The organism is Agromyces protaetiae, assembly GCF_030866785.1.
Classification (GTDB): domain Bacteria; phylum Actinomycetota; class Actinomycetes; order Actinomycetales; family Microbacteriaceae; genus Agromyces; species Agromyces silvae.
Genome location: NZ_CP133018.1, coordinates 567848 through 583607, shown reverse-complemented (window position 1 = coordinate 583607; position 15760 = coordinate 567848). Strand labels below are relative to the sequence as shown.

Below are 15760 nucleotides of genomic sequence, written 5' to 3'. Positions count from 1 at the left end.
GTCAACCTTACGTCGCGGGTTTCGAGGTGGAGCCGGAATCATCGACGGATGCCCCGGAGGCGGTCTCACCGTCGGACGTGTCGCCTGCAGGCGCCGTCGCCCCGGCCGCAACCGCATGCGCGTCGGCGAACGAACGGACCGCATCGTCGAGATTCGGATCCTCGCCGCGCGCGAGCCCGGCGTACTCGAGCACGATCCGGCCGTCGCGCCGCGTCACGGCCTTCACCCAGATGCGGCGGCGCGGGACGAAGAGCGAGGTCATGAGCCCCGCGAGGATGAGGATCGCGAAGACGAGCACCCAGCCCTGCGTGGGGTCGTGGTGCACATCGAACGACGCGAAGCGCTTCACACTCGTCGAGTAATCGCCCTCCGCGGCGTCGGCGTCGGCGTTCTCGAACGTGACCGTGCCACGCCCGCCGGGCAGGTCGACGGTCTCGCCCGGCATGAGCTCGAGCGAGTCGACGCCGGTGTCGCCGCCGGTGAGCTGCTCCATGTCGCTCGGGTCGAGCGTGTACACCGAGGTCGGGGTGCCGTCGTCGATGCCGAGGTCGCCCTCGTAGACGTTGAGCGTGAGCACCGGGTACACGAGGTCGGGATACGTCGAGGTATACGCCCCGGTCGTCATCACGTCCTGCGTCGGGTACAGGAACCCGATCATGCCGAGCTGGTCGTCGAGCCCATCGGTGACCTTGACCACGCCGATCGAGGTCAGGTTCGCGTCCTCGGGCAGGAACGGCACCGAATCGGTGAACACGACATCGCCGTCGGCATTCCGCACGGTGATGGTCGGCGCATACCCGTTGCCGAGCAGGAAGACGTCGGTGCCGAACACGCGCAGCGGCTCGTTCACCTTCACCGTGCCGTCGGTCGGTCCGCCGTCCTCCCCCTCGACCGTGACGTGTGCCGTGAAGTCGGTCGGCTGGCCGATCGCGTCGCTGTTCTCGGTCTCGTACACGACGTCGAGCCTCTCGAGCGAGAGTCGGTACGGGGTGAGCTCTGCGTCGTTGAAGAAGCGCCCCGGGTTGAACGAGTCGAACGCCCCGAGCGTGTTCACGAACGACTGGCCCTCGACGATGACGCGCTGCCCGGCGAAGCCGAAGCCGCCGCCAATGCCGACCGTGACGAGCACGCCGAGCAGGGCGGTGTGGAACACCAGGTTGCCGGTCTCGCGCAGATAGCCGCGCTCCGCGGAGACGGATGCCTCGCCCCGCAGCTCGTACCGCTCGACCCGGTAGCCGGACTGCTTCAGCCGCTTCGCGGCGTCCGCCACCGCGGCCTCGGCGGCGGACGCATCGGAACCCGCCGGCAGCTCCCGCTCGGTGTACGCCGCGAGCCGGGAGAGCCGGACGGGTGTGCGCGGCGGGCGAGCCCTGAGCGCCTCGAGGTGGTGCTTCGTGCGCGGGATGATGCAGCCGATGAGCGAGACGAACAGCAGCAGGTAGACCGCGGAGAACCAGGGCGACGAGTACACGTCGAACATCGAGAACGAGTCGAGCACCGGCGCCAGGTCGGGGTTGTCCTGGAAGTACTGGGTGACGCCGTTGGGGTCGCTCGAACGCTGCGGCACGAGCGACCCGGGCACCGCGGCGATCGCGAGCAGCAGTAGGAGCAGCAGCGCCGTGCGCATGCTCGTGAGCTGACGCCACGCGAAGCGCAGCCAGCCGACGAACCCGAGCTTGGGCTGGGTGACGCCGCCACCCGCGCCGCCCGCGGCGCCCGCGGCGGGCTCGGCGGGCTCGGGGGCGTCGATGTGATCCGCCGGACGCAGCGGGTCGTTCGTGCGCTCGGCCCTGTCGGCCCGGCCGGCCCGTTCGGCCCGGTCGGCCCGGTCAGAGGATGAGGTCGATGCCACTCATCACCACCTGGAGTTCGCTCATCCACGCGGTCCAGAGCCCGCTGACCATCACGATGCCCGTGACGATCAGCAGTCCCCCGCCGATGAGGTTGATCGTGCGGATGTGCCGGCGCAGGAACGCCAGCGAGCCCGTCACCCAGCCGAAGCCGAGCGCGACGAGCAGGAACGGGATGCCGAGCCCGATGCAGTACGCGAGACCGAGCAGCGCGCCACGGCCCGCGGACTCGGCGTTCAGGCTGAGGCTCAGCACCGCGGCGAGCGCGGGGCCGATGCACGGCGTCCAGCCGAGGCCGAACACGATGCCGAGCAGGGGCGCGCCTGCGAGCCCGGTGGCCGGTCGCCACGTCGGCTTCAGCTGCCGCTGGAGGAAGGTGAACTGCCCGACGAACACGAGGCCCATGACGATCAGCACGACGCCGAGCACCCGGGTGATCGGATCCTGCCACATGCGCAGCCAGGCTCCGGCGAACCCGGCGAGCGACGTGTACACGAGGAACACGGCGGTGAAGCCCGCGACGAAGAGCCCCACGCCCAGCAACAACCGGCGCCGGTTGCGGCGTTCGGCGGATGCCTCGGCCGAGGCGTCCGTGAAGCCGCCGATGTATCCCAGGTACCCCGGCACGAGCGGCAGCACGCACGGCGACAGGAACGAGATGACGCCCGCGGCGAGCGCGATCGGGATCGCGACGAGAAGCTGCCCGCTGAAGACCAGTTCGCCGGGTCCCACGTCAGGCGCCCTCGGCGGCGACGTCGCGCACGATCGTGTCGAGGATCGACTCGTCCTCGATCTGCCCGAGGATGCGGGCCGCGACCCGGCCCTCCCGGTCGAGCACGAGCGTCGTCGGCACGGCCGCAGCCGGCACCTTGCCCGCGAACGCGAACTGCACGCGCCCTTCGTCGACGTCGAGGATCGACGGATACGTGATGCCGTAGTCCTCCTCGAACGGGCGGGCGGTGCCCGCTTGGTCGCGCACGTTCACGCCCACGAACACGGCCTCATCTGGGTAGGCCTCGTGCACCGCCTGGAGGATCGGCGCCTCGACGCGGCACGGCGCGCAGCCGGCGTACCAGAAGTTCACAACCGCGACCTTGCCGAGCGCGTCGGCCGAGTCGAACTCGTCACCATCGACGGTGGCGCCGCCGAAGGTCACCGGCTCGCCGCGCTGGTCGGGCGCGAACTCGGCGACCGTGCCGTCGCCGGCGATGTAGTTCTTGCCGCTGCCCTCGCGGTACTGCTCGGCGAGCGGATCGGAGCTGCAGCCGGCGAGCAGCAGCGCCCCGGCCGCGACGAGGCCGGCGAGCGCGGCGGCCGCACGAGGCATCCGTCGCATCAGACCGCCCCCACATCGGTGGCCTCTGCGGAAAGCCCGGCGGCGGGATCGCGGTACCCGACCTCGACGAACCGGTCGCCACGACGCTCGAACGTGGTGATGCTGGACAGTGCGCAGCGGCGGCGGCGCGGGTCGTGCGAGAGCTGGCGGCCGGCGACGCGGCGGTGCACCATCCAGATCGGCAGCTGGTGGCTCACGACCACGACGTCGCCGCCGTCGGCGTCCTGCCAGGCGTCGTCCATCGCGTGCAGCATGCGCGCGGCGATGTCCCGGAACGGCTCGCCCCAGCTCGGCTCCCACGGATTGACGAGGAACGGCCAGTTGCGCACATCGCGGAGGGCCGAATCGCGTCCGTGCATCTTGAGCCCCTCGAACCGGTTCTCGGGTTCGATGACACGACCGTCGATGGTGGGTTCGAGGCCGAACGCCGCGGAGATCGGCTCGGCCGACTGCCGCGTGCGCTGCAAGGGCGAGGCCACGAGGGCGGTGACCGGCCGGCCGCGCGAGACGAGATCGTCGGCCGCCGCCTGGGCCATCTCGCGACCGAGGTCGGAGAGCCCGAAGCCGTCGAGCCGCCCGTAGAGCACACGCTGCGGGTTGAACACCTCACCGTGGCGCACGAGATGGATCTGGTCGGCCGGCACGGGTTCCAGTCTAGAGAGCGCCATCCTTTGAATCCGCCGAGCGTCGGCTCGTCGCGCTCGCCTCCGCCCCACCATGCTCCGCGCCACTTCTGCAGCGCTGCGCCAGCTCTGCTGGCGCGGAGCCGCAGAATTGGCGCGCCGGAGGCGGCGCGCCGGCGCCGGTAGGATGGTTCGCTGTGACTTCACGCACCCTGATCAAGGACCTTGCCGCGCTGCCCGACGGCCCCGTCACCGTCGCCGGATGGGTCGAGACCGTCCGCGATCAGAAGAAGGTGCAGTTCATCATCCTCCGCGATGAGACGGGCGCCGCGCAGCTCGTGAACCCCGCGGTGCGCGAGCTCGACCCCGAGGGCGTCTCCGTCGGTGCGGCCGAGGCGCTCGCGACGACCGAGGCGATCTCGGCGCTCTCGCACGGCTCGTTCATCCGCGTCACGGGTGAGCTGAAGCACGACGAGCGCGTGAAGCTCGGCGGACTCGAGGTCAAGCTCGCCTCGCTCGAGGTCGTGGCCGAGGCGCTCGAGACGCCGATCGCGGCTGACTCCTCGCTCGACAAGCGCATGGACTGGCGGTTCCTCGACCTTCGCCAGCCGAAGCAGAACCTGATCTTCCGCGTCCAGACGACCTTCCTGCACGCGCTGCGCACGTACTGGGTCGAGCACGACTTCATCGAGGTGCACACGCCGAAGCTCATGGCCTCCCCGTCGGAGTCGCGGGCCGAGCTGTTCCAACTCGACTACTTCGAGACCACCGCGTACCTCGCGCAGAGCCCGCAGCACTTCAAGCAGATGGCCCAGTCCGCCGGGTTCGGCAAGATCTTCGAGGTCGGGCCCGCGTTCCGCGCCGACCCGTCGTTCACGTCGCGGCACGCGACCGAGTTCACCTCGGTCGACACCGAGATCAGCTGGATCGACTCCCACGAAGACGTCATGCAGCTGCACGAGGAGCTCATCGTCGCGGGGCTCACGGCGGTCGTCGAGAAGCACGGCGCCGAGGTGGCCGAGCTGTTCGGCATCGAGCTGACCGTGCCGAGCACGCCGTTCCCGCGGATCCCGCTCGCCGAGGCGAAGCAGATCGTGGCCGACCACGGCTACGTCGTGCCCCGGGCCGACGCGGACATGGACCCCGAGGGCGAGCGGCGCATCTCGCAGTACGTCAAAGAGACGTACGGGCACGACTTCGTGTTCCTGACCGACTACGCGTCGAGCATCCGGCCGTTCTACCACATGCGTCACGAGGGCGACCCGTCGCTGACGAAGTCGTACGACCTCATCTACAACGGCACCGAGATCTCGACGGGCGCGCAGCGCGAGCACCGCGTCGACGTGCTGGTGTCGCAGGCCGAGGCCATGGGCCTCGACCCCGAAGAGCTCGGCACCTACCTCGAGTTCTTCAAGTACGGCGTCCCGCCGCACGGCGGCTTCGGCATGGGTCTCGCGCGCGTGCTCATGCTCATGCTCGGCGAGAGCTCGATCCGCGAGACCACGTACCTCTTCCGCGGCCCGACGCGCCTGCTGCCGTAAGGGCTTCGCTACTCGACCAACGAGCGCGTCGCCGCTTCGGCGGCGACCGACGCGTCGGCGGGCGCGAGGTCGTGCACGGCCGGGCCCTCGATGCGGCGGCCCTGGGCGTCGAAGCGCGAGGCGTGCAGCGGGCAGTCCCAGGTCTGCTCGGCCGGGTTCCAGTTCACGATGCCGCCGAGGTGCGGGCAGACCGCGCTCACCGCGCAGGTCGTGCCGTCGACGGTCGAGACGGCGGTCGGGCGGATGCCTCGGCGCTCGACGACGCCGTGCCCCTCCGCCGGCCGCTCCCCCGCCGACGGGCTCGTCATGGCGCGTGCCCAGCCTGTGACCGCGCGGATCCCGACGTCGAGTCCGGCCTTGGCGCCCTGCGCGAGGTCGGCGGGCACGGTGATCCGGGTGCCGATGACGGTGGCCCAGCCGGGTCGGCGCACGCCGCGGTCTGCGAGCAGCTCGGTGCTCAGCCTGATGGCGGCACCGGCCGCGTTCGTGAGTCCCCATTTGGCGTACCCGGTCGCCACGTACACCCGGCCGCGGCCGCGCGGCATCCGTCCCACGAACGGCACCTGGTTGAGCGAGACATAGTCTTGCGCGGCCCACGCGACCGCGTCAGAGGCATCCGGATACCAGGCGCCCGTCCAGTCGATGAGCCGCTGCCGCTCGACGGCGAGCTGCTCACCGTCGCCGACCATGGCCGAGCCTCCGCCGACCCAGAGCCGCTCCTCTCCCGCGACGGTCGCACGACGGATGCTCCGGATCGGGGCGTCGACCGAGATGAACAGCCCGTCGGGCAGCTGGTCCTGCGGCAGCCGAAACGACGCGATCTGGGAACGCATTGGCTTCACCTTGGCGAAGTAGAGGCCGCGGTCGAGGATGGGCGCGCCGGTCGCGATGACGACGCGGTCGCCCGTGAACTCGCCGGCGCTCGTCCGGATCACCGCCGGCTCGCTCGCGCGTACCCCGAGCGCACGCACGCCCGTCACGATCCGCGCACCGAGCGCCCGCGTCTCGGCCGCGAGCCCGGTCACCAACAGCATCGGATCGACCGCGAGCTGACCGGGCAGTGCCGCGGCGCCGAGCAGGGGGAACGGCACGTCGAGCCGGTCGACCCGCTCGAGCATGAGCCCGGCCTCGCGCCCCGCCGCGATCTCGGCGTCGACCGTTTCCAACCCCTCGGGCGACTGCGCGTAGCTGTACGCGGTCGACTCCTGCACGGGGATGCCGACCCGCTCGGCGACGGCCCCGAGGAACCGGAGCCCCGCGCGGTTCGCATCGACGTACGCGCGGACCAGCCGCGCCGGGTGATGGCGCCGGATCGTCGAGAGCCGGCTGCCCTGGAGCAACGTCGCCTTGCCGGTGTTGTGCCCGCTCGCGAGCGCGCCGGGCTCGCCCTGCTCGAGGACGATGACGCCGACCCCCGCCTCACGGAGCATGATCGCCGTGCACAGCCCCGTGAGCCCGGCGCCGACGATCACGACCTGAGCGTGCCGGGCGTCTCGGTCATCGGGAGCGATCTGCGAGGCATCCATCGCCTCAGTCAACGCGCGCGCCGCGCGCGCAGCCACCCCTTGACGCCCCGTCGGCATGGGCGTACGCGACGAGCGCTCGTTCTTGCTCAGGAAGCTGCGGCCGACGCGCCTTACCGCGCGCCGCCTCCGGCGGCGTGTCGGCTCGCCGTTCCTGAGCAAGCGAATGCGGCAGAGGGTCGCGCGGCGCGGCGGGCGACGGGGCGACGACGCGGCGGGCGAGGACTCCAGCCCCGGCAGCGATTCCTTGCTCAGGAAGCTGCGGCCGACACGCCGGACGGACGGCCGCATCCGGCGGCGTGTCGGCTCAGCGTTCCTGAGCAAGCGAACCGGCAGCGGCCGGACCGGCAGCGGCCGGACCGGCAGAGGCCGGACCGGCAGGGGCTGCCGGTCAGGCGAGCAGCGCCGCCTTGAGCTTCACCGGGTCGATGCGCCAGTAGTTGTGCACCTCGCCGTCGATGAGTACGACCGGGATCTCCTCGGCAAAGCGTTCCGCGAGCGCGGCGTCGTCGAGGATCGACCGCTCCTCGAAGCGGATCGCAGGAGCGCCGGGCGCGGCGGCGACCTCGTCGCGAACGGCGGCGACGACCTCGCGGGCGTCGTCGCACAGGTGGCATCCGGGCTTGCCGATCAGGGTGAGGTCGCGCGTGGTCACCCACCCAGCGTACGCACCCGGGGACAGCGAAAAGCGCCGAGCCGTGAGGGCCCGACGCTCAGCCGAAGTCGTGTTGGACGACTACTTCTTGTTGCGACGCTGGTGGCGCGTCTTGCGAAGCAGCTTGCGGTGCTTCTTCTTCGCCATGCGCTTGCGACGCTTCTTGATGACGGAACCCATCAGAACCTCACTGAAAGTCGAACCGGCGGCGCGTGCCGCTGCCGGGGGCTGAGAGCCTCGGGACAGTCTAGCCGATCCGGCCAGGCGCCCCGATTCCGCTCCGGCGGCGGCACGCATCCGCGGTTCACCCCACGAGCACCGAGCGGACGAAGTTGCGCGATCGCTCGCGCAGTCCCTCGATCCGAGAACGCCGTGCCGCCTCGGCGTCGAACCCGACGTACGCCACGGGCGGAAGCTTCCGCACGTTCGCAGAGCACCCGAACTCGGCGCACACGAGCGTGCCGATCGTGTCGCCCCTCCGCCCGGCTTCGCCGGCACGCTTGGCCGAGTAGAACACGACCTCGTTCGTGAGGTACACGTCCTGGCACCACGAGCACTGCGCGCGGGAGCGCGGGGGCGCGTCGGCCTTTCGGAGCATGACGCCCACGGAACGGTCGTCGAGCTCGACGACGATGAACGCCCGCCGCGGTGACCTGCGGTCCTGGCGGCCGAAGTAGTCGAGGCGTTCCCAGTCGGTTTCGGCGAAGTCGAGCGGGAGCGCGAGGTCGGATATCTCGCGCTTCGTGGCGTTGACGAAGGAGCTCCGGAGGGCGGAATCGGTCAAGGGTTGCATGGGTGTCACCTTTCGAACGCTCGTCGCGGCCGGCCCTGGTCAGCGCGGTGGCACCGCGCGGTCGCACAGCGCGTCGGCGCAGCGCGGCGGCGCAGCGCGGCGGCGCAGCGCGGCGGCGCAGCGCGACGCACCGCAGAGCAGACCAGACCAGATCAGATTGCGACGATGCCGTCGGCGACCGCGCGGGGATGCGCGTCGACGCCGGACGGCGAGGGGAGATGGTCGTTCACGTGGGCGCGAGCGCGAATCGCGGTCACGGCCCGAGGGGTCGGCTATCTGCCGCCGGCGAGTACGACGCCGGCGACCTCCTCCCGCCCGAAGGGGCGCGCGATGACGGATGACACGCCCGACAGCTTACCTCGGCTGCTGCGCTACCGTCGGAGGATGGCTCCGCCGAGGCTCGTGATCCGCACCACGCGTGAGGCGGATTGGCGCGAGGTCCGGGCACTCCGCCTCGAGATGCTGCGCGACACCCCGCTCGCCTTCCTCGAGACGCTCGAGCACGCCGAGACCGTCGAGGAGGCGGTCTGGCGCCAGCGGGCTCGCCGCGGCGAGACCGCCGGGCAGACCTCGGTGGTCGCCATCGAGGACGGGCGCTGGGTCGGCCACATGGGCGGATACATTCCGGATGCCGCAACCGGGCCCATGCTCGTCGGCGTCTACGTCGCGCCCGACCGGCGCGGAGATGCCGCCGGCGTCACACGTGCACTGCTCGACGAGGTCGAACGCTGGGCGGCGGGCCACGGGAGCACGCTCCGCCTCGAGGTGCACGAGGACAATCCGCGGGCGCGCCGCTTCTACGAGAAGCTGGGGTTCGTGCTGACCGGCCGGACCAGCACCTACCCGCTCGATCCGGGCGGTCTCGAGCTCGAGATGATCAAGCGCCTCGACGACGCACCACGGCGCTGATCAGCGGGGTCTGGGCTTCTGCCCCACGACCGCGCTGACCTTCTGCGCCGTCTCGGCGAACGCCTTCCCTATGGCCGACGCGAACGCGCGCTGATCCTCGCTCAAGCGACCCTCGCCCTCGATCGAGGCGAGCGCGGCCGCGTCGGCGGCGGCCCCGTCGGAGAGGAACGGGATGAGCCAATCCTCGAGTTGCTCGAGGGGCACGCGATCCAGCCGGTAGTACCGGTGCTGACCCTCTTCCCGCACGGCCACGAGACCAGCCTCCCGGAGCACCTTGAGATGCTTCGACACCGTCGGCTGGCTCGTGCCGAGCGCGGTGACGATCTCGGACACACTGATCTCGCCGCCGGACTGCGGAGCGGACTGCTCGCGTTCGAGCAATACTCCGAGGATGTCGCGTCGGGTCGAGTCCGCAACCACGTCGAAGATGTCCGCCATGGCCTCAAGGCTAGTCATTCCCGCCGGGGAGTACCATGACACTCGCGTCGGCGGTGAGCAGAGGGGGACGCATGGTCATACAGACGGCGCGCCGTCCCGGCCCAGCCGATCCCCGCTCCTGGCCCGGACGGATCCGCGACTTCGTCGACGGCATCACGAAGAAGTCGCCCTCGCGGTTCGCGATCCTGATCTTCGCCGGGCTGATCCTCATCTTCACCCTGCTGTTCTCGCTGCCGATCGCGCGCGCCGGCGAAGGCTCGGGGACCCCGCTGTACGACGCGCTGTTCACCGCGGTCTCGGTGATCTGCGTGACGGGCCTCGCGACCGTCGACATGGCCACCCACTGGTCGCCGTTCGGCAATGCGCTCGTGTTCATCGGCGTGAACATCGGCGGTATCGGCGTGCTCACGCTCGCCACCACACTCGGCCTCGTGATCTCACGCCGCCTGGGCCTGCGCGCCAAGCTCATCGCCGCGAGCGACACGAACCCGTCGCGCGTGCACGGCGGACCCGTCTCGGAACGACAGGCGGTGCGGCTGGGTGAGGTCGGCAGCCTGCTCGCCACGGTCGCGATCAGCGCTCTGGTGATCGAGGTGACGGTCGCGATCGCGATGATCCCGAGTATGCTCTCCGCGGGATACGACGGCCTCCAGTCAATCTGGTACAGCTTCTACTACTCCGCGATGGCCTTCACGAACACCGGGTTCAGCCCGAACCCGGGCGGCCTCGACCCGTTCGAGCACGACTACTGGTTCCAGACGCTCCTCATGATCGGGGTCTTCCTCGGCAGTCTCGGCTTCCCCGTGATCTTCGCGCTCGCGCGTCTCTGGCGGCAGCCGCGCAAGTGGAGCGTGCACGTGAAGCTCACGCTCGCCACCACGCTCATCCTGTTCGTCGCGGGCGCGATCATGTTCCTGCTGCTCGAGTACAACAATCCGAAGACGTACGGGCAGCTCGATGCCGGCTCGACCATCTACCAGTCGTTCTTCATGTCCATGATGACGAGGTCGGGCGGGTTCGCGACGATCGACATGCACGACCTCAACGGCTCGAGCCTGCTCGTCTCGGACATGCTCATGTTCATCGGCGGCGGCTCGGCCTCGACCGCGGGCGGCATCAAGGTCACCACGCTCGCCGTGCTGTTCCTCGCGGCGTTCGCCGAGGCGCGCGGTGCGCCCGGCATGGAGGCGTTCGGCCGCCGCATTCCCGCCGACATCCTGCGCCTCGCCGTCAGCGTCGTGCTCTGGGGCGCGACCATCGTCGCGGTCGCGTCGATCGCGCTGCTGCAGATCACGAAGCAGCCGTTCGACTACGTGCTCTTCGACGTGATCTCGGCGTTCGCGACCTGCGGCTTGACGACCGGCCTCACGGCCGACCTGCCACCCGAAGGCGTCTACGTCATGGCGGCGACGATGTTCATGGGCCGGGTCGGCACCGTGACCCTCGCCGCCGCGCTCGCCGCGAGTCAGCGGCGCCAGCTGTACAAACGACCGGAAGAGAGGCCCATCGTTGGTTGACCGCATCAAGCACGACGCCCCAGTGCTCGTCATCGGCCTCGGCCGGTTCGGTGCCGCCACGGCGGGACAGCTCGACCGCCTCGGCCGGGAGGTGCTGGCGGTGGACACCGACGAGACCCTCGTGCAGAAGTGGTCGGAGCGGGTCACGCACGCAGTGACCGCCGACGCGAAGTCGATCGACGCGCTGCGTCAGATCGGCGCCCAGGACTTCTCGATCGCGGTGTGCGCGGTCGGCTCCTCGGTCGAGGCATCCGTCTTGATCACCGCCAATCTCGTGGATCTCGAGATCCCGCAGATCTGGGCGAAGGCGATCTCGTCGTCGCACGGCAAGATCTTGCAGCGCATCGGTGCGAACCACGTCATCTACCCCGAGGCCGAGGCGGGCGAGCGTACCGCCCACCTCGTGAGCGGCCGCATGCTCGACTTCATCGAGTTCGACGACGACTTCGCGCTCGTGAAGATGTACCCGCCGAAGCCGATCCGGGGCAAGAACCTCACCGAGTCGGGCGTGCGCTCCAAGCACCGTGTGACCGTCGTCGGGGTGAAGAGTCCCGGTAAGCCGTTCACGTACGCCACCGAGAAGACGGTGGTGTCGAACCACGATCTGATCATCGTCTCGGGCACCGAGGGCGACATCGAGAAGTTCGCCGCGCTCGAGTAGGGGCGTCCAAGGCGAGGGCTCTTCACAATCCGCCTCCGCGGGCGTAGCGTCCGATCATGACGGATGTGATCCGCACTCGGCGGCTCCGCAAGCACTTCGGGCGCACCACCGCATTGGACGGCCTCGACCTGGCCGTGACCACCGGCGAGGTGCACGGCTTCCTCGGCCCGAACGGCGCAGGCAAGTCGACGACACTGCGCATCCTGCTGGGCCTCGCGCGCGCCTCGGCCGGCGAGGTCGAGCTGTTCGGGCGCGACCCGTGGCGTGAGGCGTCGAGCCTGCATCGGCGGCTCGCATATGTGCCCGGTGACGTGAGCCTCTGGCCCAACCTCTCGGGCGGCGAGGCGATCGACCTGCTGAGCCGGTTACGCGGTGGAACCGCCGATGGCGCGGCATATCGCGAACGGAAGGCGCGGCTCATCGAGGCGTTCCAGCTCGATCCACGCAAGAAAGGACGCGCGTATTCCAAGGGCAACCGGCAGAAGGTCGCGCTGGTCGCCGCCTTCGCGACGCCGTGCGAGCTGTACCTGCTCGACGAGCCGACGAGCGGCCTCGACCCGCTCATGGAACAGATCTTCAACCGCGAGATCGCCCGGGTCGCCGACGACGGCGCCACGGTGCTGCTGTCGAGCCACATCCTCTCCGAGGTCGAGGTGCTCTGCGACCGCGTGAGCATCATCCGCGCGGGACGCACCGTGGAGTCCGGGACACTCGCCGAACTCAGACACCTCACGCGCACGCAGGTGACGTTCGTGCACCAGCCCGGCCAGGAGGCCGCGATCGAGGGGATCGAGGCCGCGCACGACCTCGTGGTCGAGCACGGGCAGGTCAGCTTCACGGTCGACAGCGACGCGGTGGTGCGGGTGCTGCCCGTGCTCGCGCAGCTCGGGGTCCAGGGGCTGACCGTCGCGCCGCCGTCGCTGGAGGAGTTGTTCCTGCGGCACTACGGCGATGAGGGCGCGGACGCCGGGGCCGCTTCGGGCGGCGGCGAGGGCCGGCCCGGCCGGCGAGGGTCCGGTCACGGCCGGCACGCGGCACCCGGTCCGCCCGAGGCATCCGCCTCGCCCGCCTCGCCCACGCCGCCCGCCTCGCCCACCTCGCCCACCTCGGAGGAGGCCCGCGCGTGAGCGAGCTGCTCGTCCTGCTGGGTCAGCGCTTCCGCCGCGACCGGCTGCAGCTCGCCCTCTGGTGCGTCGGGATCGGCGTGCTCGCGTACGCCGCGACGAGCGCGGTGTTCGACGCGTTCGCCGACCGGACCGAGCGCGAGCAGATCCTCGGGGTCGCGATCGCGAGCCGCACGATCCTGGTGTTCCGCGGCACGCCGAACGGGGTCGATGACGGCGCGTTCGTGTTCTTCCTGCTCTTCGCGTGGCTCGCGCTCATGGGTGGGCTCATGAGCACGTTCCTCGCCGTGCGGCACACGCGCACCGAGGAGGAGCAGGGGCGCGCCGAGCTCGTCGCGTCCACGCCCGCGGGCCGGGCGCTGCCGACCGTGGCGACCGTCGCCCACGGCGTCCTCGCGAATCTCGCACTCGGGCTCTTCGTCGCGGTCGCCTGGATCCTCGCGGGCCTCGACGCGGCGGGATCGTTCGTCGCGGGCGCGGCGCTCGCCGCCTGCGGGCTCGCGTTCCTCGGCATCGGGCTCGTCCTCGCGCAGCTGTTCCGCACGTCGCGCGGGGCGAACGGCGCGGGCGTCGCGGTCGTGCTCGCCGCCTACCTGCTGCGCGGCATCGGCGACGCGGCCGGCACGCCCGCCGACGACCTTGTGCACGTGAGCCCCGCGTGGCCGAGCTGGCTCTCGCCGATCGGGTACGGCCAGTTCACCGGCGCGTTCGTCGAGAACGATCTGCGCCCGCTCCTCGTTCCGCTCGCGTTGGCCGTGCTGGCCGTGGCGGGGGTCTTCGCGCTGCAGGCGATCCGCGACCAGGGCGCCAGCCTGTTGCCGGGGCGGCAGGGCCGCGCCGCGGCGCGCTGGACGCTCTCGAGCTCGTTCGGCCTCGTCTGGCGACTCACGGTGCCGACCCTGGTCGCGTGGGCCGTCGGCGGAGCGGCCACCGGCCTCCTGGCGACGACGCTCTCGTCGATCGTCGGCGATGTCGGCGGCGCCGCGCCGCAGCTGGTCGACCGACTGCGGCAGGCCATCGGCGACGACGCCTCGATCGAGCAGGCGTTCATCGCAACCTTCTACGGCCTCGTCGGCGTACTCGCGGCGTGCTGCGCCGTCCAGGTCGGGATGCGCGCGCGGCAGGAGGAGGCGACCGGCACCGCCGAGCTCCTGCTCGGCACGCCGGTCCCCCGCGTGCGCTGGCTCGCCGAGTACTGGATCGTCGGCGCCGTCGTGATCGTCACCGTCCTCGCCGCCGCGGGTCTCGCGGGCGTCGTCGGCGCAGCGCGCACCGACGATCCCGCAACGCTGATTCCGAACGTCCTGGAGGCGTCCGCGGCACAACTGCCCGCCTGCCTGGTGTTCCTCGGGGCGACGCTGCTCGTCTTCGTCGTGCTGCCGCACGCGACCATCCCCCTCGGCTGGACGCTCGTCGGCCTGGCCGCGATCGTCGGGATCTTCGGGCCCATCCTGCAGTTGCCCGATTGGGTCACCGACCTGTCGCCCTTCACGCACTCCCCCGTGCCGGGCAGCGATGACGCCGACTGGACCGGCGGCATCGTGATGATCGCGATCGGCGCGGCGCTGGGCGGCGCCGCGCTCTGGTCCATGCGCGCCCGCGAACTCGCGCCCGGCGGCTGACGAGCGGATGCCTCGGGCCGAGCGGATGCCTCGGGCCGAGCGATACCTCGGGCCGAGCGGATGCCTCGGGCTGAGCGGATACCTCGGGCCGAGGCTCAGCCCATGACCAGCATGAGCACGATCGTGCCAGCGAGCGCGACGACGCCGACGCCGAGCAGCACGAGCGAGAGCACCCAGAAGACGCGGGCCGGTGCGCTGTGCCGGTCGAAGCGCAGCCGCCCGGTGGAGTCGGCGTACGCGGTGGCGGAATCGGGATCGTCGACCTCCTCGAGCTCGTCGGCGGTGAGCTCGCGCTCGTGGAGCTCATCCGAGGCGAACCAGCGTGCGAGCACCGGCTCACCCGCCCCTCGCTCGACGATCCCGACGTCGACCTCGTGCCAGCGACCATCGGCCGCCCGCAGGATGAGCGCGACGATGAACAACGGGACGCCGATGCCGAGACCGACCCAGGACAGCACCTCGACGATGATCGCCAGGATGTCGAGGAAGCTCACGAGCAGAGCGTACTCGTTCGCGTCGCCGAAGCGGCTCGGGACCCGTCCGCTAGGCTGTGAGCTGCCCATGAACGCACCGCCGACGCCGCAGACGCCGCACCGCATCGTGGTCATGGGCGTCTCCGCCGTCGGCAAGTCGACCATCGGCCGCGGCCTCGCCGACGCCATGCAGCTGCCGTTCATCGACGCCGACGATCTGCACACGCCGGCCGCGGTGGAGAAGATGCGGTCGGGCGTGCCGCTCACCGACGAGGACCGGCTGCCCTGGCTCCACGCGTGCGGACGCGCGCTCACGGCCGCGGACGGCGGGGCGGTCATCGCGTGTTCCGCGCTCACCCGGAGGTACCGGGATCAGCTGCGCGACGAGGCATCCGACGCGATCTTCGTCCATCTGCACGCGGACCCCGTCCACATCCAGGAGCGCGCCGCGCAGCGCACCGGGCATTTCATGCCGCCCTCGCTGCTCGCGTCGCAGCTCGCGACGCTGGAGCCGCTCGAATCCGACGAGCGCGGCGTCACCGTCGACGCGGTCCGGCCCGTCGCCGCCGTCGTCGACGACGTCGTCTCGGCGCTGGCCGGCCAGGCCGAATAGCGCGCGCACGCGGCGCGCGCCGCGTTCAGCGCGCTCGGCGCGCTCGGCACGCTCGGCACTCGGCGCCGGGCACCGGGCACCG

General features: G+C 71.0%; 17 protein-coding genes. 7 read left to right on the top strand and 10 right to left on the bottom strand.

The annotated features are described in order from the left end of the window. Window positions 1-7 precede the first annotated feature (7 nt). From resB to QU602_RS02705, 4 genes are all read right to left on the bottom strand, one after another. Complete coding sequence (resB, locus tag QU602_RS02720; RefSeq protein ID WP_373692964.1) at window positions 8-1768, bottom strand: cytochrome c biogenesis protein ResB; 1761 nt, start codon at window positions 1766-1768, stop codon at window positions 8-10. Between the two features lie 61 nt (window positions 1769-1829). Then, entirely contained in the window at window positions 1830-2582 is a 753-nt protein-coding gene (locus QU602_RS02715; protein WP_308798627.1) for a cytochrome c biogenesis CcdA family protein, read from the bottom strand. A 1-nt stretch (window position 2583) separates the two neighbouring features. Then, a complete protein-coding gene (locus QU602_RS02710; protein ID WP_308798626.1) occupies window positions 2584-3177 on the bottom strand; it encodes a TlpA family protein disulfide reductase in 594 nt (197 codons plus the stop codon). A gap of 8 nt (window positions 3178-3185) precedes the next feature. Further along, window positions 3186-3830 (bottom strand): histidine phosphatase family protein, encoded by a 645-nt coding sequence (locus QU602_RS02705; protein WP_308798625.1) that lies wholly within the window; start codon window positions 3828-3830, stop codon window positions 3186-3188. A 176-nt stretch (window positions 3831-4006) separates the two neighbouring features. Between QU602_RS02705 and aspS the strand changes: the two genes are divergently transcribed. Further along, window positions 4007-5350, top strand: a complete 1344-nt coding sequence (aspS, locus tag QU602_RS02700) for an aspartate--tRNA(Asn) ligase (RefSeq protein WP_308798624.1) — start codon at window positions 4007-4009, stop codon at window positions 5348-5350. An 8-nt stretch (window positions 5351-5358) separates the two neighbouring features. Here the strand turns inward: aspS and QU602_RS02695 are convergent, their stop codons facing one another. The 4 genes from QU602_RS02695 to QU602_RS02680 form a co-directional block, all read right to left on the bottom strand. Beyond that, window positions 5359-6876 (bottom strand): FAD-dependent oxidoreductase, encoded by a 1518-nt coding sequence (locus tag QU602_RS02695; RefSeq protein ID WP_308798623.1) that lies wholly within the window; start codon window positions 6874-6876, stop codon window positions 5359-5361. Between the two features lie 388 nt (window positions 6877-7264). Further along, window positions 7265-7528, bottom strand: a complete 264-nt coding sequence (locus QU602_RS02690; protein ID WP_308798622.1) for a glutaredoxin family protein — start codon at window positions 7526-7528, stop codon at window positions 7265-7267. Window positions 7529-7609: 81 nt separating this feature from the next. Beyond that, window positions 7610-7708 carry a 30S ribosomal protein bS22 gene (locus QU602_RS02685; protein ID WP_003792170.1) on the bottom strand — a complete coding sequence of 33 codons (99 nt, stop codon included), beginning with the start codon at window positions 7706-7708 and terminating at the stop codon, window positions 7610-7612. A 124-nt stretch (window positions 7709-7832) separates the two neighbouring features. Then, window positions 7833-8321, bottom strand: coding sequence for an FBP domain-containing protein (locus QU602_RS02680; protein ID WP_308798621.1), 489 nt, complete (start codon window positions 8319-8321; stop codon window positions 7833-7835). A 384-nt stretch (window positions 8322-8705) separates the two neighbouring features. Between QU602_RS02680 and QU602_RS02675 the strand changes: the two genes are divergently transcribed. Beyond that, window positions 8706-9230 (top strand): GNAT family N-acetyltransferase, encoded by a 525-nt coding sequence (locus QU602_RS02675; RefSeq protein ID WP_308798620.1) that lies wholly within the window; start codon window positions 8706-8708, stop codon window positions 9228-9230. Here QU602_RS02675 and QU602_RS02670 read toward each other — a convergent pair whose 3' ends face one another. After that, window positions 9231-9668, bottom strand: coding sequence for an ArsR/SmtB family transcription factor (locus tag QU602_RS02670; RefSeq protein WP_308798619.1), 438 nt, complete (start codon window positions 9666-9668; stop codon window positions 9231-9233). Window positions 9669-9739: 71 nt separating this feature from the next. On the opposite strand from QU602_RS02670, the gene QU602_RS02665 reads away from it, so the two are divergent. The 4 genes from QU602_RS02665 to QU602_RS02650 are packed head-to-tail and all read left to right on the top strand — an operon-like array spanning window position 9740 to window position 14592. After that, window positions 9740-11185 (top strand): TrkH family potassium uptake protein, encoded by a 1446-nt coding sequence (locus QU602_RS02665; protein ID WP_308798618.1) that lies wholly within the window; start codon window positions 9740-9742, stop codon window positions 11183-11185. Continuing rightward, on the top strand, window positions 11178-11846 hold the full coding sequence (locus QU602_RS02660) for a potassium channel family protein (RefSeq protein WP_308798617.1): 669 nt from the start codon (window positions 11178-11180) through the stop codon (window positions 11844-11846). The genes QU602_RS02665 and QU602_RS02660 overlap by 8 nt, the downstream gene beginning before the upstream one ends. 56 nt (window positions 11847-11902) lie before the next feature. Then, window positions 11903-12973 carry an ABC transporter ATP-binding protein gene (locus tag QU602_RS02655; RefSeq protein WP_308798616.1) on the top strand — a complete coding sequence of 357 codons (1071 nt, stop codon included), beginning with the start codon at window positions 11903-11905 and terminating at the stop codon, window positions 12971-12973. Further along, window positions 12970-14592: an ABC transporter permease gene (locus QU602_RS02650; protein WP_308798615.1), complete on the top strand. Its 1623-nt coding sequence runs from the start codon at window positions 12970-12972 to the stop codon at window positions 14590-14592. The genes QU602_RS02655 and QU602_RS02650 overlap by 4 nt, the downstream gene beginning before the upstream one ends. A 95-nt stretch (window positions 14593-14687) precedes the next feature. On the opposite strand, the gene QU602_RS02645 is transcribed toward QU602_RS02650, so the two are convergent. Then, window positions 14688-15086: a hypothetical protein gene (locus tag QU602_RS02645; RefSeq protein WP_308798613.1), complete on the bottom strand. Its 399-nt coding sequence runs from the start codon at window positions 15084-15086 to the stop codon at window positions 14688-14690. A gap of 67 nt (window positions 15087-15153) precedes the next feature. Here QU602_RS02645 and QU602_RS02640 point away from each other — a divergent pair, with 67 nt between their 5' ends. Next, a complete protein-coding gene (locus QU602_RS02640) occupies window positions 15154-15678 on the top strand; it encodes a gluconokinase (RefSeq protein ID WP_308798612.1) in 525 nt (174 codons plus the stop codon). Window positions 15679-15760: the final 82 nt, after the last annotated feature.